This is a genomic window from Brevibacillus sp. SKDU10 (assembly GCF_001645205.1).
In the GTDB taxonomy this organism is placed as follows: Bacteria; Bacillota; Bacilli; order Brevibacillales; family Brevibacillaceae; genus Brevibacillus_B; species Brevibacillus_B halotolerans.
In genome coordinates this window covers 1-25,985 of the sequence record NZ_LSSO01000163.1, presented here as the reverse complement: position 1 = coordinate 25,985, position 25,985 = coordinate 1, and the positions used below count along the sequence as shown (strand labels likewise).

Here is a 25,985-nt window from a genome sequence, read left to right as displayed (position 1 = left end):
ATGCGTAAAAATCTCCTGTTTGCATACTCTTTGGCGATTATCGCGTTTTTATATTTGCCGATCGCCGTACTCATCCTCTATTCTTTTAATGATTCGAGGATCAATGCCACTTGGTCAGGCTTTACCTTAAAGTGGTACACTTCTCTGTTTGAAAATGATCGTGTGCTAGATGCATTGACGAATAGCTTGATTATCGCCGTAGTTACAACAGTGGTCACTACCATTCTGGCAGCCTTTCTGTCATTGGCCCTCCATCGTTACAAATTTCGCTTTAAGCAAGCATTCAATGGATTAATTTATTTACCAATCCTAATTCCCGATATTCTGATGGGATTATCCTTGCTGGTCATGTTTAGCCAATTGTATATGCCACTGGGTAAACTAACGATCATTATTGCTCATATCACCTTTAGCTTGTCTTTTGCGGTGGTCATCATTACCGCTCGTCTAGCTGGTATGGGGCAGGAATTGGAGGAAGCAGCCCAAGATTTAGGCGCCTCCTCGTTTAATACGTTCCGTTATATTACTTTGCCAATTATTTCCCCAGGACTGATCGCGGCTGCTTTAATGACGTTCACGATGTCTCTGGATGATTTCGTAATCAGCTTCTTTGTAGCAGGACCAGATTCTACTACGTTGCCACTATATATTTATGGTATGGTCAAACGTGGTGTCTCTCCTGAGCTAAATGCCCTATCAACAATAATGATTCTCGTGATTGTGGTATTAATTGTCCTTGCAGAATCACTTGCCTTTAAAGGTACCGGAAATAAAACCACTCAAGAATAAACTTTTTCTCACAGGAGGAGGATATGCTATGCGTTTACTTAAGGCCATTGTGCCAATCGTTATGACTACTGTACTTGCCCTGACTGGATGCTCATCTAATAGTGGAAAAGAAGAAAGAGTATTAAACATCTATAGCTGGGCAGATAACTTTAATATGGATGTTATTAAGGATTTCGAGCAAAAATTCGATGCTAAGGTCAATTATGCGATTTTCTCCAGCAATGAAGATATGCTAGCAAAGGTTCAGGCTGGCGGTGCCCAATTTGACCTTATTCAGCCTTCCGATTACATGGTTGATACGATGATCAAATTAAACCTGCTAGAGGAACTGGATAAATCAGCGATCCCTAATCTGCAAAATCTGGTGTCTACCTTTAAAACACCTCCGTATGATCCAGACAACAAATACTCTGTCGTATACACATGGGGTGTAACTGGGATTGCCTATAATAAGAAATATGTAACAGAGCCACCAACAAGCTGGAGCGATCTATGGAATCCGAAATATAAAGGTCGTGTTGTCGTATTAAATGATTCTCGTGAAGCTTTGGGCATGTCCTTGAAAAAAAATGGCTTCTCCAACAGTACAATCAGTGAAAAAGAATTGGATATTGCCAATGCTGACTTGAAGAAACTGTTACCGAACCTATTAGCATTTGATACGGACACCATCAAACAAAAATTCATTGCCGAAGAGGCTTGGATTGGTACTGTTTGGTCTGGTGATGCAGCCTTTATTTATCCGGAAAATAACAACATTGGCTATGTTGTTCCAAAAGAAGGCGGAACCATTTTTGCTGATACCTTTGCCATTCCAAAGGGTGCCAAGCACAAAAAACTAGCCGAAGAATTCATCAATTACATGATGGACCCAGCAGTATCTGTGAAAAACTATGAAACAATCGGCTATAGCAATCCAAACGAAAAAGCGCATCCGCTGCATAACGAAGAGTATCGCAACAATAAAATGATTTTCCTGTCTCCTGAAGAGATGAGCCGTACAGAGTGGTTAAAAGATGTCGGCGAAACCTTGCAAGTATACGATCGTCTTTGGACGGAGCTAAAAAGCGGTCGTTAAGATATTGAAACGAAAAAACCTGTTGTCTACAAAAAATGTTGACAACAGGTTTTTATTTTGCCTATGTAACATGCTAGTCTAGGCTATATTTGTTTTGATTAATTGAGTAATACAATTTTAATCGGATTGAACCTCTAGCCAACAAGAGCATCCCTCACAAAGCGGATTCGTACTAAGAACACCCAGCTTGGTATACAGTGGCTCTAGCATACCAAATAATTCGCGATCCTCCGCTACATAAAAGTTAGGCAATAACAGCTTCAATTTGGAACCGCCTAATAAATACGACGCTAATAAATATTGCTCCGAATAAAAGAAGTACATATATTCATGCGGATAATCATATGGTAAGAAAACATCGTGCACTTGAACGATTACCCCTGGCTTTAAGATTGGTAGAATTTCCAAAAAGGCAACTGTTACATCAGAATTGGTAAATGAACGATGTGAGCTATCGATAAACAGGATATCCCCCGGTTCTAGCTGTTGGAAGAAATGTATCGGGATCGTTTCCAGCGTTTGTCGAATGACCTCGTCACATAAAGAATCAATCTCTGCTCTCGGTTGTGGATCAATCGAAATGATCTTGGTTGGCAAATGAAGATCCCGAATAGCCCTACGTGCAAACTTCGTGGAATTACCTGACCCTACCTCTACATATCGAGCCGGCTTATGTTTTGCTAAGAAAGTGTATATGGCTACACCATCTATTAAAGGAAGCCAATTATTGCGATAAAACGGCTCTTGATCACTCTGTGGATAATCTAACGATATCGTAGCTAACGCATCAACATGCTTCATGGTCTCCTCAAGATATTCCTTATACGTACTACGTTGCAGATCCATTTTTTGTTGGAGTTTTTCATGCGGGGGTTTCCCATACCCGTGCCGTGGCAGAGGAAATACAGGATAGTCAAGAAAAATATTCAAAACAAAGCCACCTCATTTCATACTGGATAGAAGTTCTTCTTCTTTTCCTAATGTATGAATGGGTGGCTTTTCTGTTGCTTATATTCGGCTTAATCCAATGTAAATAAATTAAGCAGTAATTGCTTCGTTCAACGGCATCAGAATTTCAAAAACTTCTCCATGCTGTAGAATTGTGATGTTCTGTTTTTTAATTCTCATAACAGCAACTTCTGGCTTTTGCTTCATCATTTCGATATATTCATCAGGTACTTCCCCTGCGTCACTGATGGTAACGCCCTCTACTTCTTTTTCTTCGTCCTCAGCCAAAGGTGTGTTAAGCACAACCTGATAAATTTCAGAAAACACGCTGTAATTGTTTGTAAATACAGTGATACATCTCATTGTCGACATGTTTCCTCACCCTTTCTTTTACATGTTGAATATCCGTGCCTGTTTTGTTGTCTGTTCTACCTTTATAAGATATCCAAATCATGTACGATCTATCAACCTTGAAATAGGGGTATCTCTGTTACACGTAGGAAATCATGTCCAGACAACGGACAACCTTGCACTTATCTATTTTAGCATATTCCTAGAGAAAGCTCTTCTTCTTTATAAAACTCTTGGTACAAAGCTATGACAGCATTATCTGCATCCCCTGCTCTTACACCAAACATTAAATTAACTTCTGATGAACCTTGGTTAATCATTTCGATATTAATATCGGCGATAGCTAGCGCTGTGGCTGCCCGAGCAGAAATACCTACAGAAGACCGCATTCCCTCTCCTACCAGCATAACAAGAGCCATATTATATTGTACATGTACATCGTCTACATGCAACTCATTTTTTATGCGAGATACAATTCGAGCCTCTTTTTCCTTTGTGAGCTGATGTTGACGAAGAATGACTGTAATATCGTCAATTCCAGACGGACTATGCTCGTAGGACAGGTGCTCCTCTTCAAGAATTTGCAAAAGCCTTCTGCCAAAGCCGATCTCTTTATTCATTAAGTATTTGCTTACATATATGCGACAAAACCCCACATCACTGGCAATACCAGCTACAATGCGAGAAGAATTATCTCGTTTGGTCACAATTTTTGTACCTGGTGCTGATGGATTATTCGTATTTTTTATGCAAACAGGAATTTCAGCACGAAAGGCGGGTATTAACGCTTCCTCATGAAAAACAGAAAAACCTGCGTATGATAATTCCCTCATTTCTCGATATGTTATTTCCTTTATCTTACACGGATTAGGAACTAAATGCGGATTTACTGCGTACACCGAATCAACATCAGTAAAATTTTCATACAGCTCTGCTCGAACAGCAGCGGCCAAAATGGAGCCGGTCACATCAGAGCCTCCACGTGAAAAGGTTGTTAGCTTACCCTCCTGTGTATAACCAAAAAAGCCCGGAAAGATGAGCAACCCTTCTTTCTCTTTTAATAGAGCTAATTTTTCATAAGCCTCTGGAAGTACCTGAGCATTGCCATATTCACCACTGACTAGAAGACCTGCATCTCTTGGATTAATGTACGTAGCTGGGGCTCCTAGTGTTCTTAGATATTCAGCAACCACTCTGGCACAATTATCTTCTCCTGAGGCCTTTACAACATCCATAAAACCTTCTGAGTCTTCTCCATCCCATTGCAACAATTTTTGAAGATTAGCTATGATTTCCCCTATGCATGTTGGTGGTAATTGTAACTCTGAACAAATTTCCTGATAGCGATCGACAACCGCCTGCCATTCCGCTTGAGCTTGACCGTATTCAATTAATTTCCTCCCAAATGCAATCAGTAAATCAGTGACCTTGATATCTTCCTTATAACGCTTTCCAGGAGCTGAGACCACAATAAGCCTACGAGTCCCATCATTCAGAATGATCTGACATACCTTGCGAATCTGTTCGGCGTTAGCCAAGGAAGTACCACCAAATTTACATACTTTCATGTCGTTCCCTCCACCATTCCGTATTGCTTCTCTTTAGGTTGTACACTATCCTACCTCTTGCTTTTTCATATGTCTATCACACAAACTCAAATTTCCTCATTTTTTACAGTTTTAACCTAAAAATAAGGAGGAATGGTGATACTACCAATCTGTAAAAACAGATAGTATCACCTTATCCGACCTTCTACTGTTTACACTCTACCACATAATCCATTCCATGAAAACTATTGTCCTTTCCACATGTACATTTCATCCAAAAAATTTTTATTTAGCTATCGCTAGAGAAGAGGCGAGAATAGCCGCGCTACAGATTCTACATATTTACGGCTAATGGATTTAGGCTCTTCGTTGCTTACTTTACTATTGCTAATATCCTGTTCAAATTGGGCTGTTAGCTCCTGAATGAAACGTGACCTTCCATAAAAAAGGGCGTTAACTTCAAAATTAAGATAAAAGCTCCGGAAATCCCAATTGCTCGTTCCCACTAGTGCTTGATTATCATCGACTAGTAACACCTTGGCATGTAGGAATCCCTTGTCGTACAAATAAATGCTAACCCCCGCTTTTCTTAACTCGTCGAGGAAGCTTTGAGAAGCATAGTAGACCAGCTTGCTGTCAGGAATGCCCGGCAGCATAAGCGTTACCTCTACCCCTGCCTGTGCAATCGTGCACAAGGCTGCCAGCAGCACCTCATCAGGGATAAAATAGGGGGAAGTAATTTTTACCGATTTTTCTGCCCGCATGATCATTTGCAGAAAAGCTTGGCGAATTGGCTCCCAGCGTTCCCGCGGGTCAGTCGCTACCACCTGAATCATATGCTTATTCTCATGCTCACCAACCGGTTCAACAGTTGGTTTGCCCATCTCTTCGTCATGCTTCTTCGTCGGGGCGGGACTAGTTTCTACCACAGAATTAGACATATTTATGGTAAGACCAGATACCATCTTCCAGTCTTTTATAAAGATTTTTTGAAGCTCGCAGGCAGCTTCTCCAGTAACCTGTATATGAGTATCTCGCCAAAATCCCAGCTTAGGGTCTTCCCCTACATATTCTTTGCCAATATTGCATCCTCCAAAGAATCCAATAGCATTATCAATCACAACGATCTTGCGGTGATTGCGATAATTAAGGCGCATAAAAGTTCGTAAATGCATACGTGGACTGAATCTGTAGAACTCCCCGCCAGCTTGACGCAATTCATCACCCCAAGCATCAGGAAAGGTTTTGCTTCCAATGTCGTCCACAATAACGCGTACCTCGCAGCCTTGCTCGGCCTTTTTCTTCAATAGATCAAGCAGAGATCGTCCCACATAATCTCCTTCAATTGTATAAAACAATACGTGAATCTGATACATAGCTTTGTCTATTTTTTCCCATAAAGCAGTGTAAAAAGGAGCCGCTTTATGAAATAACTTCACGTGATTTTTCTGTGTTAGCTCCGCACCCGCATTAGCTTGAATGAATCTGATCAGCCTTTTAGTAGTCGAATCCAAGCTGCTTGTCGCCTCTACTAGGGAGTCTTCATTTGTACATCGCAATGCTAATCCTTGCTGAGTGTTGGTGATGTTTTGATGCTTGTTATGTTGTCGATCCTTCTCTTCGGTGTCCCAATGTCTCCCCGCAAAGAAATAACAACAAATTCCAATCACCGGAAAGCTATACACTGCAAAAATCCATGCTAGTGTACGTTCTGGCATACGTTTTTCCGTAATAATAAAACCTGTAAAAAGGAGCGTAATGCTAAGATGAATAATTGTTGAAATAAAAAAGAAATATAGCATAAAACCACCCTCGCTTTTCAGCCGGTCGTGTAGGGAAAATAATTCATTGGTATGTAGGTTTCCTACTTTCTTTCCAAATCATGAGTAGTAATCACAGGGAATTAAAAAAACCAGCAGGACCATTGCCTGCTGGCTTTATTTGCACTTCTATTTTCATAATGTAAAACGGTTGCAAACGTCCCTGCATTTCATCGGCTAGATGAGATAGAGCCTGCGAGGATGTTGTGATCTCTTCCATAGAAGCAAATTGTTCCTCACTAGCTGCTGCATTTTCTTGACTTGCACTTGCTCCTTCCATCGCTTTTGCATGGACCACTTCAACAGCAGTCATAATACATTGACTACCCTGGCAAACTCCTTCTACCGAATTGACTACCCCTTTCACCTTCGCAACCACTTCTTCTACGGCAACATGAATTTCCTGAAAAGCACCCTGTACTTCCTTTGACTTATGCAGCCCTTCCTCTACCTTGCCGGTACCCTTTTTCATGGAATCTACAGCTAGCTTGACCTGAAGCTGCACATTTTTGATTAGCTCTGTAATTTGATGAGCTGATCCTTCAGACTGTTCAGCCAGCTTGCGTACCTCATCTGCCACAACTGCAAAGCCTCTTCCTTGTTCGCCAGCACGTGCTGCTTCAATAGCAGCATTCAGCAGATTGGTTTGATTAGCAATGCCAGCCATAATTCCAACGATATTATCAATTTCTTTCGATTGAACCTGATTATGGCTTGCGATCTGTTCAATCCAACAATCTAATTTAAATATCGGAGTCATTGCTGAAAAGGATGAGTATGTTCCAACAGTTTTATATAAATATTCTGGTCAAACAGAAGCCCCTGCTTAACATTTTTCATTGACAAAAACAATTTTCATTTTATAATAATTATAAATTAGTAATTAATATATTTATCTTGTGATAATAACTCTAATTAAGGGAGAGGTTCATATATGGATAAAAAACCACGTTTAACTACCAATCAAGGTGTTCCTGTAGGCGATAATCAAAATTCTCGCACTGCGGGAAAAAGAGGACCTGCGACATTAGAGGATTATCATTTAATTGAAAAGCTAGCTCATTTTGATCGAGAAAGAATTCCTGAGCGTGTCGTGCATGCTAGAGGTTCAGGTGCGCATGGGATTTTCGTAGTGACGAACAGTATGAGTTCATATACGAAAGCAGCCTTCCTACAGGAAGTAGGACAAAAAACACCTGTCTTTGTTCGATTCTCCACCGTTATTCACGGGCAGGGTTCCCCAGAGACTTTGCGTGACCCACGTGGCTTTGCTACCAAATTTTATACAGAAGAAGGCAATTATGACCTTGTCGGTAACCATCTACCGGTGTTTTTTATTCGTGATGCCCTGAAATTCCCTGACATGGTGCACTCCCTAAAGCCATCTCCTGATACAAATCTCCAGACCCCAGATCGTTATTGGGATTTTATGACTCTAACTCCTGAATCAACGCATATGCTTACCTGGCTCTTCTCTGATCATGGTACACCTGCTAACTATCGGCAAATGGAGGGTTTTGGTGTCCATGCATTTAAATGGGTCAATCCAGAAGGCCAAGTCGTATATGTAAAATATCATTGGAAACCAGCCCAAGGTGTTAAGAATTTAACTGCTCAGGAGGTTTCAGAGATTCAGGCAAGGGATTTTAACCACGCTACCCGAGACTTGTATGATCATATTGAAGCTGGTGATTTCCCTCAGTGGACACTCTATGTTCAAATTATGCCTATCGATGAGCTGGATTCGCTGGATTACGATCCACTCGACCCTACAAAGATTTGGGATGAACAAAGCTATCCACTACAAGAAGTGGGTGTGATGACTCTGAATCGTAACCCGCAAAACTTTTTCGCGGAAGTAGAGCAGGTTGCCTTCTCTCCAAGTGCAACCGTTCCAGGTATTGAGCCATCAGAAGATAAGCTCTTGCAGGGACGCTTGTTCTCCTATCCCGATACACAGCGCTATCGGTTAGGCGCTAACTACTTGCAACTCCCGATCAATTGTCCGTATGCTCCTGTCCATAATCAGCAACGCGATGGTGCAATGCAATTCAAGCAGCAAAGCTCTCCTGTTAATTATGAACCGAGCCGGCATGCGGAAAATCCTGTAGAAGATCCTGCATACAAGGAGTCTGAGACACCTCTCGTTGGGTATGTTAGTCGCGAAAAAATTGATAAGCCGAATGATTTTGCCCAAGCTGGCGAGCGTTATCGTAGCTATAGTCCAGAGGAACAAGCCAATTTGATTGCTAATCTGGCTAACGATTTGGCTACTGTACATGAGCGAACAAAAATGCTTGCTATTTGCAACTTCTTCCGTGCAGATCGAGATTTCGGCATGCGCCTCGCTAGTGCTCTGAATGTAGACATTAGCTCCTATGTCAAATAACAAAGGAAAACACATAATAAGCCCATCTCAGATACTTTAGAGATGGGCTTCCTGCTTTTATTTCATATCGTGTTGTTCCAAATTACGAGCTGTGGAGCTACGATTCACTTGTTTCTCACTCTTATAGGTACAAAATAATACATCGAGGGCAGGATTAGTTACGCCATACCAATAGTTTTCGTTTTTATAGTGATGCCAAAGATGCATTCTCTTCATCCATCTTCCCCATGGAGTGATCGGCTGCACAGGCTGGTGCGCAATATAATGGGTCCATTCATAATAAAGTAAATAACCCATAATCCCTGTTACAAATGCAACCATAAGAGAAAAATCCTTTGTGATGAAAAAAGCCGCACTCCCTGCGATCATGATCAGAGGCAGGCTATACCAGACTGGTAGGAACAACAGGTTTAATTGATTGGGAGATACATGGTGATCGTAGTGTAATCGCTTTAGCATTGTTAAAAGCCAACGTATTTTAGGGGGGGTCATATGAAAGATAAATCGATGGATGAGGTATTCGCTGACCGCGTAGGAAAGCATCCCGATCGCCAATGCCATCCAAATATGAATGCGTTCCATATCAGGAATTAACCATAAAAAGCCGAAAGCAAACAAAATGCTAATCACTAGCACATCAAATTGGCTAAAATATTGTTTAACATATCCCTTCAACAGATTAAACCCCCTGTTTTTTCTTATCATTCCAACTGATTGTTACCTGCCTGTTACCACCTTGCCTGTTGATCTTCACAGATTCCCCAGACATCATCTATCCTGATTATTTCGCTGTTCTTTGTTTGAAGCGTCCCACTATACTTTCCAATATACTGTTGTAAATGAGTGGATAATACTAAATAATTTTCGCGTTTCTCCTGATAATAAATAGGGGTAAATTTGAGTTGAATGCGATCGCTACCAATGGTCGTTATGTGCCATGGTTTCATAGGCGAGGTTTTATCATATGCAAATTGAATCGGTTCTGCTATTTTTTCAGCTCGCTGTTGAATCAACAGGCCATTTTCAGTCATTCCCGTTCCATCCGTCCAACCAGCCCCTAAGTTACACCCACACCAGCTACCCCTCCATTGAAAGCTACAAGTCATCCAATTCCATTGGGTTACATAAGGCCAAACACCACGACCAAAATCTAGGCTCGCTGATGTCATCTCCTGTGTAAGATTGTAATGTTTACTGCCTATGCGTACCTTACCTGCGGCTGCTCTTCCCGGTTGTTTTTTTGTATATTGAAATCTTCTATTACTCCAAGGAATGACCATATGCAAGGCTTCCGCAGTCTCTGAGATACTAATTTCCATTGAAAAAGGCATCCCTTCCCTATTCATCCCATCAACCACGATCATTGTAGTCGTCTGCTGAGACGTAAAAGAAATCTGAAGATGCTTATGCTGAAAATGAACATCACCATGAACAGAATCAGGCAAATGTATTCCCTTCGCAAAGGGCACCTTTACCGTTTGCTCCACCTTCTGACCCGATTGAAGATCGATCAAATGAAAAAAGGCTACTCCGATATAATCCAAATGACAAACAGCTACCGTTATAATAACTTGATTATTTACAATAAACCAAAAATTCCACTTCTTTTTTCGCCCCAAATGTCCCGGTATCTGACAATCGTGCAAGGGATAACGCGACCAGCCAATGGTATCTGGTCGCAAATTTCCCCGTCTGTCACAAAGAATGGTATGCTCTGTAATCTCTTTTTCAATATTAGCAGGAAACGCCATAGTGTCCTCCCTCTAATAAGTCCTATACTCCTATCTCCTGCGTTTCACCTTGCTGTAGCTGGTACATTTGATAATACTTGCCTTTGATTTGCATTAATTCATCATGGTTACCGCTTTCTACAATTTCCCCTCTATCAAGGACCAGAATACAATCTGCCTGACGAATCGTAGAGAGGCGATGTGCAATAATAAAGGTAGTACGTCCCCTCTTCACTACATCCAGCGCCTTTTGAATGATGGACTCCGTCTCCGTATCAATAGAAGCTGTTGCTTCATCCAAAATTAAAATGGCCGGGTCAAAGGCTAGGGCACGAGCAAATGACACGATTTGACGTTGTCCCGCTGATAGTGTACTTCCTTTCTCCACAACAGGCTCATCATAGCCTTTGCTTAGATGGGCAAACAACTGTCTGGCCCCTACATCATCTAGAGCTTTCTCAACCCTTTCCCGAGAAATATTTGGGTCGCCCAGACTGACATTGCTAGCAATCGTTCCCGTAAATAAGAACGGCTCCTGTAGTACGATTCCCATATGCTGACGTACATATTGTTTGGGCCATTCCTGAATCTCCTTGCCATCAATGGTTACTTTCCCTTTGTTAAAATCATAAAATCGAAATAGGATATTCATGATGGAGCTCTTACCTGATCCTGTATGACCAACCAATGCTATGGTTTGACCTTCCTTAGCCTCAAAGGAGATATTTTTCAGCACGTATTCCTCATCCTTGTAAGCAAACCATACATTTTCGAATTTCACATTTCCCCTATATCGATCCATTTTACCGTCAGTTACTGGAATACCTGGTTCATCGATTAGTTCAAATACGCGCTCGGCTGCCACCAATGCTTGTTCTAATTGTGGTAACTGGTTAACAATCCCACTAATCGGATTGAAGAGCCGAACGATATATTCCAAAAAGGCATACATCATTCCAAGGGACAATGCGTTGCCCAGCGTTAAAGACTGTGCTCCAAAATACCACAATAACAGGGCAAATCCGATGATCCGCAGGAAGTTTGTTAGGTTATGGGAAGTAAGTGAGTTTAGCAGCAGTAATTTGTTTTGGTATTTAAAATGATCATAATTCAATTCCTCGAACTCTTCCTTTGTCTCCCTTTGACGGCGGAAAGCCTGAATGATAGCCATCCCTTGAATCGATTCATTAATCATCCCGTTAATATCACTGATTCTTGCCCGAATGACATGGTTAAAACGGGAAGCAAAATATCGATAGACGTAAATCCACACCACCAAAATGGGAATGATCACAAGACAAAGGGCACCTAGCATAGGATCTAGCAAGAACATAGCGACCAGGATACCAGTGATATAGATAATCCCCGTAAAAAAGTTCGAGAGCACGGTTAGATAGAGGTCTCGAATTGCCTCTGTATCATTGGTCACTCGTGCAACCACTTTTCCCGCTGGTAAATTGTCAAAATACCGAATCGGAAGTCGCTGTATATGGTCAAAGACGTCTACACGCATCTTTTGAATAATCTGGTTCGCGGAGATTTGTAACCAATACTTTTTAACATATAACAGGAGAGAGATTACAGCCAATAAGCCAAAGTAAATCAAACAAAGGGTAATAAGCGGCTGTACTTCCGGTTTATATAATGCAAACACCTCCGCTGAAGTTAATTTTTCAGCAGGGTACACCGCTTTGTCCGCCCCCTTTTGAATCAGGATAACTCCATTTTCAATGGTCCGTTCCCCATCAAATGCGATGGGTTGATTAATGAAGTAATATTCTCGCCCGACCTGTAAGATGCGAACTTCTTTTCCTTTTTGCTCATCAGGCCCCCAATGATCACTTCGTTTTATATACTGACCTCGGTAAGCAACAGCTTCACTCCCCTGTTCGCTCTGATACCAGCTATACTCGATTCCTCGTATATGCACATCAATCATCTTTTTGACCAAAATCGGTCCCATCAGGTCGGCTACAACCGCTAATGATAGCATGGTTAAAGCCAAGATGAGGGTTTTCTTAAAATGCAAGGCATATTGCCATAACCTTTTAGAAGGCCTACCCATGTCTCTCACTCTCCATCTGTTAAAGTTGCCTCGATTTGCTGGCGATCATATTGTTGTTTATACCAGCCATCCTGTTTCATAAGCTGATCATGAGTTCCACGTTCAACAATGGTTCCATCATCCATTACGATAATTAAATCGGCATGCTGAACTGCTGACAGGCGGTGCGTGGTAATCCACGTGGTCTTACCCGCTCTCTCCTGACGAATATGAGTGATAATTTCCGTCTCTGTTTTAGCATCTACCGCAGAAAGAGCATCGTCTAACAAAAGAATCTCTGGGTCTGCTATTAGAGCACGGGCTATCGAGACACGTTGCTTCTGGCCCCCAGACAAGGAGACACCCTTCTCTCCAACCATCGTATCCAATCCCTCTGGTAAGTAGGCAATGTCCTTTTGAAAAGCCGACATCACCAACGCACGCTCGATTTCAGCCATCGAGCTGGTCGGTTTACCAAATCGAATGTTTTGTAAAATGGTCTTAGAAAATAAGATTTGACCTTGCGGAACATATCCTAGCCAGCCCACCGCTTGCTCGATCGCAATTTTTTGCATGGGAGTCCCTGAAATCAAGATTTCTCCTTTGCCTAATGGATACTCACGGAGAAGCTGACGTATCAAAGTTGTCTTGCCGCTGCCTGTACGTCCAACTATTCCCAAGGTTTGCCCCCGGCTCAGTTCAAACGTTATATCTTTTAAATTTTCTACTTCAGATGAAGGGTAACGGAAGGTGACATTCTGAAATGAGATGGTAGCCGGTGTTGGCACATCCACTAGATCGGACCCATTCTGAACATCCGGTTCATAAGCAAGTGTTTCGTTCACACGATCCAAAGAAGCATTACCCCGCTGCATAATATTAACTAGCTCCCCAATCGCGTACATCGGCCAAGACAGCATGGCTAAATAAATGTTAAATGAAATCATGTCGCCTATTGTAATTTCTTGATGGTAAACATAATACGCTCCAAACCCAATGCCTAATAAAAAACTTATACCATTTAGCAATTTCATCGTAGGCTCAAATAGTGAGTCGATACGGGCAACGGACAGGTTTTTCTTATACGTTTCCTCAGAGATTTCTCGAAAGCTCTTCCTACTTGCCGCTTCCTGTACATAGGCACGAACCACCCGGACGCCTGAAATATTCTCCAGCACCTGATCATTCATTTTTCCAAAAACATCCTGTGCATCCGTAAATCTTTTATGAAGCATCTCCCCATACTTACTTAATATGTAAGCTGCCAGCGGCATTGGTAAAACACAAATAAGGGTAAGCTTCCAACTAATAACAACCGTCATTGTAAGGAGAATAACCCCCAGATAGACAGTCGCATCCACTAAGGTAAGAATCCCAAACCCGGCGGTTAGCGATACTGCTTGAATATCGTTCGTCGCCCGAGCCATCAGATCTCCCGTCCGATTTTTTTCATAAAAGGTTGGGGTCATTGTTAAAAATTGTCCCATTAAATTGGAGCGTAATTTCCTACTAACCAAAAACGAGCCCCCGAACAAATTTCTCATCCAAATATAAGTGACTCCATAATTACTTAAAGCGATTGCCAGCAATAAGCCAATCATGAGGAACAATCTTGTGGTTGTCATAGAGCCAGCAAAAATTTGGTCAATCGATGTCCCCATTAGCTTCGGAGGCAAGACTTCCAATACCCCATTTATCACCAGAAAAACGACTGCAATGGAGTATCTTTTCCACTCTTCACGAAAAAACCAGCCTAACTTTTGAAACACAGCTATCATGCATTCTCTCTCCCTTCTCGCATGAACCCAATATCTGACAGAACCAAAAAAGACACGTCACTATGTGCGACATGTCTTTACATCTGTTCTGTCATAAAAAGCGCACGTTACAAACTGCTGTAACCTACACTCTTAGTTTTTTACCTACGTTTAATCAAGACAGTGATGCCTTGGACATAAGAGATAGATTACAGGAGATATGAAATTGTATTTGCTTTGCATTGGGAAACAACATCATTCTCACGTTACTCATCTCCTTTTCCTTTTAGGCTACTTTCGTATTTACAGATTCTACCTCACAACCTCAGGTTCGTCAATCTATTTTTCAGAATATTTTATGTTTAATTATCTAAGTATTCATGCAATATTTGATTCGATATTTTGTCAATGATAAACTCAGGATACGTGGGTAAAATGAAAGGAGGCGCTTATGAACCCTATTCAAGAATTATTAGCCAAGCAGCATCAATTCTTTCACACGCAACAAACAAAACACGTTGCATTCCGAATAGAAGCACTCCAAAACTTACGTAATGCCATCATCTTGCACGAACAACAAATCTATGAAGCTCTACAGGCCGATTTGCATAAATCACAATTTGAATCCTACTCAACTGAAATTGGAATCGTGCTAGAGGAGATTCGTTATATCTGTAAACATTTACAGAGCTGGGTAAAGCCGAAACGAGTCAAAACAGCACTTACCCACTTTGGTTCCAAGGGTTACATTTATTCTGAACCCTATGGTGTCACACTGATTATTGCCCCATGGAACTATCCATTTCAACTCGCCTTGTTACCGTTAATTGGTGCTATTGCTGCCGGGAATTGTGCTGTTGTCAAGCCGTCAGAGCTTACACCTAGAACCTCCAATCTTATTCGGCGGTTAATTGAACAGATCTTTCCTGCAGAATTTATTCGTGTAGTAGAGGGTGGGATTGAAGTCAGTAATCAGTTGCTAGCAGAGAAGTTTGACTATATCTTTTTTACAGGCAGTGTCCCTGTTGGCCGTGTGATAATGCAAGCGGCCTCCAAGCATCTAACTCCTATAACACTTGAATTGGGCGGAAAAAGTCCATGCATTGTACATCGAGATGCTAACCTGCGTTTGGCTGCTAAGCGAATTGTTTGGGGCAAATTTCTAAATGCTGGCCAAACCTGTGTAGCACCCGATTATTTACTTGTGGACTCCTCAGTAAAACAGGAACTAATTAGACAGCTCAAGACCTTTATTCAAGAGCTTTATCCTGACGCCTTACATAATTCTGATTATACTCATATTGTAAATAAACGACATTTTGAGCGATTGCTTTCGTATCTGGATGAGAAAAAGGTCATCCATGGGGGAAAGACAAACCCTAGTACGTTAGCGATTGAGCCTACTCTCTTAGATAACGCAACCTGGCAGGATCCGGTCATGCAGAACGAGATTTTTGGACCTATTCTCCCAATCCTAACCTACGATGAGCTGGCTGAAGCTATTTCTAAGGTAAATGCGCAGCCGAAGCCACTAGCTCTTTATCTTTTCACAGAAAATAAAGAGACAGAGAAGCAAGTCCTGTCCCACCTCTCCTTTGGTGGGGGGTGTATTAATGATACGGTCTTTCATATTGCTACTCCCTATTTACCATTTGGAGGGGTTGGTAATAGCGGTATCGGCAGCTATCATGGAAAAGGAAGCTTTGACATTTTCTCCCACCAAAAAAGTGTGTTGAAGCAGACTACGCTCTTTGATATTCCTGTTCGCTATCATACAACCAAGCAAGCTTTAAAAAAGATGAAATGGTTTTTTAAATAAATCATACAATGAGCCAACGATTGATCTCATTTGATCAGTCATTGGCTCTTCTTCTACTCGCGCTCTCTCCACGTTATCCATTGATTCGAGTCAATCATTTGCAAGAATTGGCTTAGCCGTGGTAGTACAGGCTCTGCTTGTTCGCCAAATTCATGTCGAATTTCATCGGCAATTTCTGCTACGGTATGCGCACCTGTACATCTAGTAATAACATAACTCCCCAGCGTATCTAGCTTGATACGGAAAACGGCAGGCTGTCTCAAATACCGTACAGACAATCGTTCCAACCAGCTATCGCGAGGGATAATCACGGTAGAAATGCCTTCTTCTGTTTTCTCCAGCGTAATCCGTTTTGCCAAAATAGGCCTCATCGTCAAAAGGTTTCGATGCTGTTTCTTTGTAAAAATCCGCATGCTCCTCTCACCTACACTTTAGTAATAAGCAAGTTCCCTAGGAATTGACACCTGACATGAGGACATTAAAGGCTACTACTCCGCTCTTTGGCACGGATAGACACCCAGAAAAGGACAGCCGCTACTATTGCAAAGATAACCGTGCTTACTAAGCCACTTTCAAACATAACATGCTCTGGCATCGTTATTTTTGCTGAAATGAGCATAGCAATAACTACCCCTAACAGCGACTCACCAGCAATTAGACCAGATGCAAACAGTGTTCCTCTTTCCAAACGTAGCTTTCTGCGGCTTTTATCCTTCGAGTAATATTCCACTAGCCAACGAACCAAGCCACCCACCATAATCGGTGCACTGGTGTGGATCGGTAAATAAATTCCTACTGCTACAGTCAAGGAATGAAGGCCTAAGAATTCAACACAAATGGCGGTAGCCGCACCAATAAAGATTAAATCCCACGGCAGGTTATTATCCATGAGCCCTTCAATTACCATTTTCATTAGAACTGCCTTTGGTGCAGCTAAATCCTTGGTCCCCATTCCATATGTTTCATGTAAAATAACAAGGACATAACCGATGACCAGACCAGAGATCAACACCCCGAGCATCATTGCCATCTGTTGTTTCCACGGAGTAGCTCCGACCAAATAGCCTGTTTTTAAATCTTGCGAAATATCACCCGCGACAGCAAGTGCAGTACACACGATCGCTCCCACAATTAAAGCAGTGACCATTCCTGTTTGACCCGTTACACCCATTGATTTAAATACCACTGTAACAATTAGTAAGGTAGCAATCGTCATTCCTGAGACAGGTGAGGAGGAGCTGCCTATCAGCCCAACGATACGAGAAGCCACTGTAACGAACAAAAATCCAAAAATGGCAATAGCTATAGCCCCTATCATCCCCACTTCTGTAAACGGTGAGAAGGCGATTAATAAGATGATTGCTATTATGCCGAGTAAGAGCCATGTCTTCGAAATATCACGATCGGTACGCTCCACTAGCGATTGATTATTGCCTTTGTCTAAACCTGCAAGTGTATCACGCAATGAATAATATAAGATTGGTAACGTTTTGATTAAGCTAATTAAACCGCCTGTAGCTACAGCACCCGCACCAATATAACGAATATAGTCTCCCCAGATAGCCCATGCATCCATGGAAGCAATCATACCGGAAGCTGGCTGAATTGCCTCAGAATTATGCATACCAAAAAAGCTAATCATTGGTATCATTACAACCCACGCAAGTATTCCGCCCGCCATCATCTCTCCAGACACTTTGGGGCCAATAATATATCCCACGCCAAGCAGAGCCGGATATGTATCCAATCCAATCAATGCATTTTTAAAATTGGCAATGCCTGTCTCTACTTCGGTCTTAAATAGCTTAAATCCATCGCCTAATGCTTTTACTAAAGCACCTAGTCCGAACCCCGTAAAGACCAGCTTAGCGCTATTGCCCCCTTTTTCACCAGAAATCAGAACTTCCGCGCAAGCAGTACCTTCCGGGTAAGGCAGTGTTTGGTGCTCGTTTACAATCAACAGACGACGTAACGGTATCATCATTAATACGCCTAAAAAACCACCTGTTAGCACAATAAAGCTGATCGTTAATTGACTAGGTACAACATTCCATAGAAACAAAGCCGGCAACGTAAAAATAGCACCCGCCGCAACCGCTTCACCAGCAGTAGTCATTGTTTGCACAATATTGTTCTCTAAGATAGACTCACGACGCAAAATACCACGTAAAATCGCCATCGAAATAACAGCAGCCGGGATAGATGCACTGACTGTTAAACCAATTTTAAGGCCTAAATAGGCATTGGCTGCTCCAAAAACAACAGCCAAGATTAATCCCAATACGACTGCAACCACAGTGAGCTCTGGCAAAGAACGTGATGCAGGAACATACGGGACGAATGAGGAAGAGTTAGATTTTCCACCATTCATAAAGGGTCCCCCTAACTTTAAATGAATTCGCAGTTCTTAATTTTTTGATTTTTAAGAACATAGTAGCGAAATAAAATATAATACATCTTATTATTTACACCAAAACCATTTATTGGTCAAACTGTAAAGTGTTTCTTAGCGCTATTATAACTTCTAAGCTCCTTTATTGAGGCAAAAAAAAACAGAAAGAGAATACTGATTTCCGTCACTAGGAAGTCCTTGTATCCTCTTTCTGATTGTCGTATTTTTTTAGATTGACTACGTTTATTTATCCACCTATATGAGACATTTCCACCTTTTTTCGTGGTAACCCCTGTGTAGCTGACAGACGTTCTTCTGAATAACGATCCTTGCGATCTGACCATAGCTGTTGAACATAGCGGGTCAATTCTTCATCCGTGGTTCCATCGCGAAGGCGACTTCTTAAATCTATTCCTTCTGTAGCAAATAAACACATATATATATAACCTTCGGCAGACAGGCGGGCTCTTGTACAGGAGGAGCAGAAGGCTTGGGTGACCGAAGAGATAAATCCAATCTCTGTATCGGTCCCCAAATAACGGTAACGTTTCGCAACCTCTCCAAAATACTCAGCCTCTACTGGTTCTACCGGCATTTCCTGGTTGATCATCTCTAGAATATCTCGGCTAGGTACCACCTGCTTCAGTTCCCAGCCATTTGCATTTCCTACATCCATAAACTCAATAAATCGCAGCGTAATCCCAGCTTCCTTAAAATAGCGGGCCATAGGAAGTATATCCTGATCTGTTGCTCCTTTTTGTACGACCATGTTTACCTTGATCCCGAGCCCTGCTTTTTGTGCGGCCTCGATACCTTTTAACACCGTACTTACTCTAATTCCCCGCCCATTCATATAGCCAAACCGATCATCATCAAGACTGTCCAAGCTTACCGATACTCGATCAAGTCCTGCTTCCTTTAAAGGGAGGGCAAACTTTTCTAGCAGCGAACCGTTCGTTGTCAGTGCGATATCCTTTACGCCTTCAATCTGCCTGATTTTTTGGATCAAGGTTGTTACGTCCTTACGCAATAAGGGCTCTCCACCGGTTAATCGGATTTTTTCAACACCCATACCTACAAAAATGCGAGTTAGCCGTTCTATTTCCTCAAACGAGAGCAGCTTCTCTTTGGGTAGGAACTGAAAATCCTTGTGGAAAATTTCTTCCGGCATGCAATAACGGCACCTAAAATTGCACTTATCGGTAACAGAAATGCGCAGATCTCGCAATGGACGTTGTAATTGATCAGTTACTTTTGTATGTGAAATCTTCTGGTCCATTGGCCACAGCTCCCTTCCTTAGGTGACATCGTACTGAAGTGGGATTACCTGAATTAAATCTCCTTTAGCTGCTCCTGATTTACCTGAAGGGATCTTAAGGAGACAATCGGCATCCTGTATGGAAAGCATATGGCTTGATTTAGTCACACCAATCGACTTTACCTTGACTATTCCCTTTTCAATCCATAATTTGCCCCGTTCGTAACGCACATGGGGAGAGCCTTTATCATAATCAGTAGCTAAAAAGGCTTCCATTACAGCAGGAAGGGCCTCTTTAGCACCCAACATGGCCCGAATAGCCGGCTTAACAAACAATTCAAAACCAACAAAACATGCCCCCGGATTCCCGGACAAGCCAAATAGTAATTTGTTATGAATGACTGCTGCTGAGGTAGGACTGCCAGGTCTCATGGATACCCGGTTAAACAGCATCTCTTCCCTTTGCTCGCGAATGATTTCTGCCATAATATCATAATCACCAACTGATACGCCACCTGTGGTAATAACAATATCCATCTCTTGAAAAGCTTCTTCCAATAAAGCCTTAGCTTGTTCCTTGTTGTCTGGAATAATTCCGTATAGACAAGGGATTGCACCAGAGGCTTCCACCAATGCCTGGATCATATAGCTGTTGCTATTGCGAATTTTGCCAGGCAACAGAGGCTCATCAATTGGCAGCAATTCCGTCCCTGTAGCAAAAATACCTACTTTAGGCTGGGTAAATACCTTTACACGGTGATAGCCAAACGTAGAAAGCAATGCCATTTGACCCGGCTGAATGATTCTCCCAGACTCTATGATGATCTGCCCCTCTTGGATTTCTTCTCCTACCTGTGCAATATTCTGACCTTGTCCCACATTATGTTTGACCTGTACAAAAGCTTGTTCATTTTGTTCGTATTCCTGTGTTTGTTCAAACATAACCACTGCATTAGCACCTTCAGGAACACTAGCGCCGGTCATAATTCGAACAGCTTCCCCCTTGTTCAGCTTCATTGTGGGAGCACTTCCTGCTGCAATATCTCCCACAATTCGATAAGTAAGCGGCTCTGCTGGTGTTGCCTTCTCAATTCCTTCACACCTAATAGCATACCCATCCATACCTGCCCTTGGGAAAGCGGGGATATTATTAGTGGCATATATAGGCTCGGCTAATCTTCTTCCTATACTGTCAACTAATGAAATCACTTCCATATTCATGATTGTTATGCGGGAAAGAATGCGCTTTTGTGCTTCTTCAACCGGAAGAGCTTTTCGTTGAAATCGGTGAGTTCTATTCATAATATGTCACACTTTCCTTTAGTGTACAGATGCTTTATGAAACGCCCATTATGTTTGTCCCTACAACATATTATACATCATAAGAGCTTTCACATTTTACAGACTGTGTCTCTATTATTCGTTTTGGATGCGTATATACATTAAGTGTATTCCCCCGGATAAACCCGACTGTCGTAATACCCAGTTCTTCCGCAAGATCAAGTGCAAGATCTGTAGGTGCTGATTTGGAGAGAACGATTCCTACACCAATTTTCGCCACCTTTAACAATACCTCTGAGGATATCCTTCCACTAAAGGCAATAACCTTATCCGATAAACCAATCCGATTCTGCAAGCAAAATCCATATATCTTGTCTAATGCATTGTGTCTCCCAATATCGGTTCTTGTCACTACGACTCCTTCTGTATTGCATAAGGCAGCATTATGAACACCGCCTGTTTGCTTAAAAAAAGAGGAATGTTCTTGCATTTGCTTAATCATTGCCTGGCAATCTTGAACGCTAATTTGCTGCTTTGACATGATGGTTTTAGCGGTTCGAACATCATTTTGCAAATAAAACTGCCGACTTTTACCGCAGCAGGAGCCGATAAAACGCTTGGAATGCTGCGGTGAAAGCTTGCCTTTATTTTTTACCTCTGCATAAGCAAAACCCGTTCCCTGATTGATGGAAAATGACTCTACATCATCTGGAAGTCTAATGATCCCCTCTGATGCAAGGAACCCAAGAAGAAGCTCCTCCATATGCTCGGGCGTACATACCATGGTCGCAAATTCCATTCCATTTACCATGATGGTTAATGGATATTCACAGGCAATTTCGTCGTCTATGTCTTGAAAAACCTCTCCATCGTATCTCATGATGGCACGTAAGGTTGATACTTTCTTGCTCATAGCCCTCTTCCTTCCATCCATGTAATAGTCCTTTTAACCAAATAAAAAATGCCACAAGCTAAACCTACCTTGAAATACAAGGAGGCAACTTGCGGCGGTTAGTCTTTAGCAGGTACGCTACCAAGTTCCAACTGCTCTTAATGAAATATAAGTAAGCTTATTATTAGCGATCCGATCCAAATTTGCGCTCAATATCTTGGTCAAAAACAAAAATGGACATCCCAAAGTCACTTTCAATATCAATATCTACGAATAGGTCTATAAACTTGGCTCCAAGAAGCTCTTCCATCTCCACAGGACGTGTTTTTTGGTACATCTCCTTGACCATTTCAGTCCTAGCTGAACGAAGCATTTGCTTACCTGTATCTGCCGTTGCAATAAATTTTTCTACAGGAGAAAGATTCCCTTGCATTTCACAGATCGCCCAGTTTTTGCAAAATGTAGTTTTTATTTGACTAGGTCCCTTTCCCATATGACGTTTGCGAAATGTCCTGACCAAATTGCTAAATTCAGCTTCATAGTTCGTCATGTTATCCAACTCACTTATTCAAATATATACCTATTTCATAAATTCTAACAGTATCGATCTGATTAGGCAATTGCAATCATCTGTATAAAACCGACTAGCTAAATAGAGAATAATTCCTTCTGTTCGTATCTAGCTTAACGCGGGAATTTGCCAATCAATTGGTTCTTCTCCTATTTTCACAAGAAATTGATTCGCTTTTGAGAATGGTTTTGTACCGAAAAATCCTCTGCTCGCAGATAACGGACTTGGATGAACAGATTCCAAAATATAATGTCTCTTGGTATCAATCATACTTTTTTTATCTTGAGCATGTCTTCCCCATAAAATAAAGACCACTGGCTTATCTCGCTTGTTTATCTCTTCAATCACGCGATTCGTGAAAAGCTCCCAGCCTCTCCCCTTATGAGAATTGGCTTCTCCATCTCTAACTGTAAGTACTGTATTTAACAAAAGAACGCCTTGCTTCGCCCAAGAGACTAAATATCCATGATTCGGAATGAAACACCCTAGGTCGTCTCGCAATTCTTTATAAATATTTACGAGAGAAGGAGGTATTTTCGTGCCTGGATTAACTGAAAAGCTTAATCCATGTGCTTGATTAGGACCATGATAAGGGTCTTGTCCTAAAATAACTACCTTCGTCTGTTGATAAGCCGTATGGTGCAAAGCATTAAAAATATCATATTTATCTGGATATATCGTTTTCGTAGCATATTCGTTTCGCAAAAACTCTCGCAATCGTAAGTAATAAGGTTTCTGAAATTCATCCTCTAACAACGGAGCCCAGTCGTTTTTTAAAATAGCCATATATCTTACCTCCCCGCTTTTTTACTTCTTAAGCATAAAGTAAAAGTAAAAAATCGCCAAGTCTCTGCCCTTACTCTAGCAATCGTTGTGGAGCGCAATTGATTTTCCATGCCATGCGAACCAATTCATACAACAAAAGGTTGCCGACCTCTGCCGACAACCTTTTTGCATTTATTCAATTCATCCCGTTAGAGAGTAGCAACATATTGCTTTCCTTTTTCGGGATCATATTCTTTTTCCCATTTCGAAATAACTACAACAGCTAAGGCATTACCAATTACGTTAACAACAGTTCGTGCCATATCTAGCAAACGGTCAATCCCTGCGATAAACGCTAAGCCCTCCAACGGAATTCCTACTGTTCCCAGCGTAGCAAGCAATACAACAAAGGATACCCCTGGTACACCTGCAATTCCTTTAGATGTTACCATCAGAACCAGCATTAGTGTAATCTGTTGATAGAGAGATAGGTCGATACCGTACATTTGGGCGATGAAAATAGCTGCTATTGCTTGATAGAGTGTGGAGCCATCTAGATTGAAGGAATATCCAGTCGGAACCACAAAGGAAGTAATTGCTTTTGGGCAGCCGAATTTCTCCATCTTCTCCATAATCTTAGGCAATACAGTCTCTGAGCTAGCTGTTGTATAAGCTAGTAGCATTTCATCTTTTAGGATTTTCATTATCGTAAAGATGCGAATTCCACTAATTCTAGCTACAATACCCAGCACCACGATAATAAAGAAGAACATCGCTCCATATACCAAAATCATGAGCTTGGCCAATGGAACAAGCGATTGTAAACCAAACTTAGATACTGTAATTCCAATTAAAGCGAACACACCAAACGGAGCAAATTTCATAATCTGATTCGTTACCCAGAACATGGCGTCTGCCACACCTTGGAAGAATTGTAATACTGGTTTGCCTTTTTCTCCAATTGCTGCCACACCTAGTCCAAACAAAACAGAGAAGAAAATAATCGCCAGCATGTCCCCTTTACCCATAGCCTCAAACACATTTGTCGGTACAATATTGACAAAAGTATCTACAAAGCTATGATGAGTGGCTTGATCCGCCGTTTGAACATATTTGTTGATATCAGTCTTAGTCAACTCAGCCATGTTAACCCCAACACCAGGCTTGAAGACGTTAGCTGCAAGTAAACCTACGACAATAGCAATCGTAGTAATAATCTCGAAATACAAGATTGTCTTACCGCCAATTTTCCCTAGTTTCTTTATGTCGCCTACACCTGCTACGCCGACAATTAAGCTAGCAATTACAATTGGGACTACGATCATTTTAATCAAGTGAAGAAAAATATCCCCAATGGGCTTTAGATAACCTTCTATAACAGGATTATTATAAAAAATTGCACCAACTGTAATACCTAATACAAGACCAATAAGGATTTGCACTGCTAAACCATATTTTTTCATTCCTGCACCTCGCTAACAAAAACTTAAAATATTTACAAAAAAATGTACGGTGATTGAGAAAAAGTAACCTACGATCATTGGGGAAAAAATTCGATTACACTAAGTGAAAAAGTTATAAAACAGGGGGTATATCATTATTCTTATAAATTTAAATGTACTTGTTATTTAATTTTGTTGAAAGTGATCGCTTACTTATCTTATCAAGCCTCTAGCAAGTAGACAATATATTTTCACAACTGAGCGCATATTCAGTTCCAATATGTAACAAGTTTAATTGACAATGAATCGTTCACTATGCCGTAAAATAAAAGCGATGATTGGCGATTTTTAGGGCTATATTACCTTTGGATTATTTATTCCCCATTCATTCTAGATACATCCATTTAACAAAAAATTGCCTATTATGAAACAAAAAAATATCCCTCAAGCTTCGAGGGATATTTCATCCATATTGAATTATACGATAGTCACACCTGCACTTGCATAACCTGAGACAGCAGTGGCTACTGTTAAACCAGTAGAAGTGATGGAATACACCATTAATAGACGAGTTTCTGCTGTTACTGGTATTGCTAAGCCTGTGGTAATGCCATTACTTATCGTACCAATCGAGATAACCCCTGTAAGAGGAGGCGCTAAGGTCACAATCGCTCCTGGAATTGGGGTGAAGATGTTATTAGGAGTAGGTGAACTGAAGAGCTGAGCTGTAATAGTTACTGAACCTCCAAGTATAGTTAGAGCTAATGTGGTACTAAAGTATGCTGAGATAGACGTAATAATACCGTCACGTGGCACAGAATAAGCAAAGTTGAGAAGTGTACCTGCTGCTCCGGTTAAATCGATAGTGTTTCCAAGGGCAAATACTGTTGGGGCTGAGCTACCAAAACCAACTAATCCAACTGTTCCAGCAAGGCCACCGGCAAGCGTAGTTAATGCAAGAGGAATACCGGATGCGAATGGAATGATTGAACCTCCACCGGCTGGGCCTGTTGGACCGGTTGGACCGGTTGGACCGGTTGGGCCTGTTGGACCGGTTGGGCCTGTGGCTCCTGTCGCTCCCGTTGCTCCTGTGGCTCCTGTTGCTCCCGTTG

At 41.6% G+C, this 25,985-nt stretch carries 22 protein-coding genes; 4 read left to right on the top strand and 18 right to left on the bottom strand.

What is annotated here, in order from left to right; translation table 11 throughout:
• Both AYJ08_RS13600 and AYJ08_RS13595 read left to right on the top strand, forming a co-directional pair.
• A complete protein-coding gene (locus AYJ08_RS13600; RefSeq protein WP_369799685.1) occupies positions 1-789 on the top strand; it encodes an ABC transporter permease in 789 nt (262 codons plus the stop codon).
• A 28-nt stretch (positions 790-817) separates the two neighbouring features.
• Complete coding sequence (locus AYJ08_RS13595; protein WP_031412813.1) at positions 818-1,867, top strand: ABC transporter substrate-binding protein; 1,050 nt, start codon at positions 818-820, stop codon at positions 1,865-1,867.
• A gap of 117 nt (positions 1,868-1,984) precedes the next feature.
• Here AYJ08_RS13595 and AYJ08_RS13590 read toward each other — a convergent pair whose 3' ends face one another.
• From AYJ08_RS13590 to AYJ08_RS13570, 5 genes are all read right to left on the bottom strand, one after another.
• A complete protein-coding gene (locus AYJ08_RS13590) occupies positions 1,985-2,797 on the bottom strand; it encodes a class I SAM-dependent methyltransferase (protein WP_064018181.1) in 813 nt (270 codons plus the stop codon).
• Positions 2,798-2,905: 108 nt separating this feature from the next.
• The gene (locus AYJ08_RS13585) at positions 2,906-3,178 is read right to left on the bottom strand and encodes a hypothetical protein (RefSeq protein ID WP_003342206.1); all 273 of its coding nucleotides are present in this window, start codon (positions 3,176-3,178) and stop codon (positions 2,906-2,908) included.
• Positions 3,179-3,357: 179 nt separating this feature from the next.
• Complete coding sequence (locus AYJ08_RS13580) at positions 3,358-4,734, bottom strand: aspartate kinase (protein WP_064018180.1); 1,377 nt, start codon at positions 4,732-4,734, stop codon at positions 3,358-3,360.
• A gap of 278 nt (positions 4,735-5,012) precedes the next feature.
• Entirely contained in the window at positions 5,013-6,515 is a 1,503-nt protein-coding gene (gene cls / locus AYJ08_RS13575) for a cardiolipin synthase (RefSeq protein WP_064018179.1), read from the bottom strand.
• 91 nt (positions 6,516-6,606) lie between these two features.
• A complete protein-coding gene (locus AYJ08_RS13570; RefSeq protein WP_064018178.1) occupies positions 6,607-7,293 on the bottom strand; it encodes a methyl-accepting chemotaxis protein in 687 nt (228 codons plus the stop codon).
• Between the two features lie 174 nt (positions 7,294-7,467).
• On the opposite strand from AYJ08_RS13570, the gene AYJ08_RS13565 reads away from it, so the two are divergent.
• Positions 7,468-8,922, top strand: a complete 1,455-nt coding sequence (locus AYJ08_RS13565; RefSeq protein WP_064018177.1) for a catalase — start codon at positions 7,468-7,470, stop codon at positions 8,920-8,922.
• Positions 8,923-8,979: 57 nt separating this feature from the next.
• Here AYJ08_RS13565 and AYJ08_RS13560 read toward each other — a convergent pair whose 3' ends face one another.
• The 4 genes from AYJ08_RS13560 to AYJ08_RS13545 are packed head-to-tail and all read right to left on the bottom strand — an operon-like array spanning position 8,980 to position 14,474.
• Positions 8,980-9,627, bottom strand: coding sequence for a sterol desaturase family protein (locus AYJ08_RS13560; RefSeq protein WP_064018176.1), 648 nt, complete (start codon positions 9,625-9,627; stop codon positions 8,980-8,982).
• A gap of 23 nt (positions 9,628-9,650) precedes the next feature.
• Positions 9,651-10,673: a DUF2804 domain-containing protein gene (locus tag AYJ08_RS13555; protein WP_064018175.1), complete on the bottom strand. Its 1,023-nt coding sequence runs from the start codon at positions 10,671-10,673 to the stop codon at positions 9,651-9,653.
• 22 nt (positions 10,674-10,695) lie between these two features.
• A complete protein-coding gene (locus AYJ08_RS13550) occupies positions 10,696-12,717 on the bottom strand; it encodes an ABC transporter ATP-binding protein (protein WP_064018174.1) in 2,022 nt (673 codons plus the stop codon).
• Positions 12,718-12,722: 5 nt separating this feature from the next.
• On the bottom strand, positions 12,723-14,474 hold the full coding sequence (locus AYJ08_RS13545) for an ABC transporter ATP-binding protein (protein ID WP_064018173.1): 1,752 nt from the start codon (positions 14,472-14,474) through the stop codon (positions 12,723-12,725).
• Between the two features lie 430 nt (positions 14,475-14,904).
• Between AYJ08_RS13545 and AYJ08_RS13540 the strand changes: the two genes are divergently transcribed.
• Positions 14,905-16,272, top strand: coding sequence for an aldehyde dehydrogenase (locus AYJ08_RS13540; protein ID WP_064018172.1), 1,368 nt, complete (start codon positions 14,905-14,907; stop codon positions 16,270-16,272).
• Between the two features lie 53 nt (positions 16,273-16,325).
• Here the strand turns inward: AYJ08_RS13540 and AYJ08_RS13535 are convergent, their stop codons facing one another.
• The 9 genes from AYJ08_RS13535 to AYJ08_RS13495 all read right to left on the bottom strand — a co-directional run.
• A complete protein-coding gene (locus AYJ08_RS13535; RefSeq protein WP_064018171.1) occupies positions 16,326-16,685 on the bottom strand; it encodes a PqqD family protein in 360 nt (119 codons plus the stop codon).
• A 65-nt stretch (positions 16,686-16,750) separates the two neighbouring features.
• Positions 16,751-18,643 carry an OPT family oligopeptide transporter gene (locus tag AYJ08_RS13530; protein ID WP_064018170.1) on the bottom strand — a complete coding sequence of 631 codons (1,893 nt, stop codon included), beginning with the start codon at positions 18,641-18,643 and terminating at the stop codon, positions 16,751-16,753.
• Positions 18,644-18,911: 268 nt separating this feature from the next.
• Complete coding sequence (gene moaA / locus AYJ08_RS13525) at positions 18,912-19,943, bottom strand: GTP 3',8-cyclase MoaA (protein ID WP_064018169.1); 1,032 nt, start codon at positions 19,941-19,943, stop codon at positions 18,912-18,914.
• 18 nt (positions 19,944-19,961) lie between these two features.
• Complete coding sequence (locus AYJ08_RS13520) at positions 19,962-21,224, bottom strand: molybdopterin molybdotransferase MoeA (RefSeq protein WP_064018168.1); 1,263 nt, start codon at positions 21,222-21,224, stop codon at positions 19,962-19,964.
• A gap of 70 nt (positions 21,225-21,294) precedes the next feature.
• Positions 21,295-22,116, bottom strand: a complete 822-nt coding sequence (gene fdhD / locus AYJ08_RS13515) for a formate dehydrogenase accessory sulfurtransferase FdhD (RefSeq protein ID WP_064018167.1) — start codon at positions 22,114-22,116, stop codon at positions 21,295-21,297.
• Positions 22,117-22,279: 163 nt separating this feature from the next.
• On the bottom strand, positions 22,280-22,645 hold the full coding sequence (locus tag AYJ08_RS13510; protein ID WP_003334154.1) for a Na-translocating system protein MpsC family protein: 366 nt from the start codon (positions 22,643-22,645) through the stop codon (positions 22,280-22,282).
• Between the two features lie 129 nt (positions 22,646-22,774).
• On the bottom strand, positions 22,775-23,452 hold the full coding sequence (locus AYJ08_RS13505) for a uracil-DNA glycosylase (protein ID WP_064018166.1): 678 nt from the start codon (positions 23,450-23,452) through the stop codon (positions 22,775-22,777).
• A gap of 188 nt (positions 23,453-23,640) precedes the next feature.
• Complete coding sequence (gene gltP / locus AYJ08_RS13500; protein ID WP_064018165.1) at positions 23,641-24,894, bottom strand: glutamate/aspartate:proton symporter GltP; 1,254 nt, start codon at positions 24,892-24,894, stop codon at positions 23,641-23,643.
• A 456-nt stretch (positions 24,895-25,350) separates the two neighbouring features.
• Positions 25,351-25,985: exosporium glycoprotein BclB-related protein (locus tag AYJ08_RS13495; RefSeq protein ID WP_064018164.1), on the bottom strand; the 635-nt coding region annotated here is incomplete at its 5' end.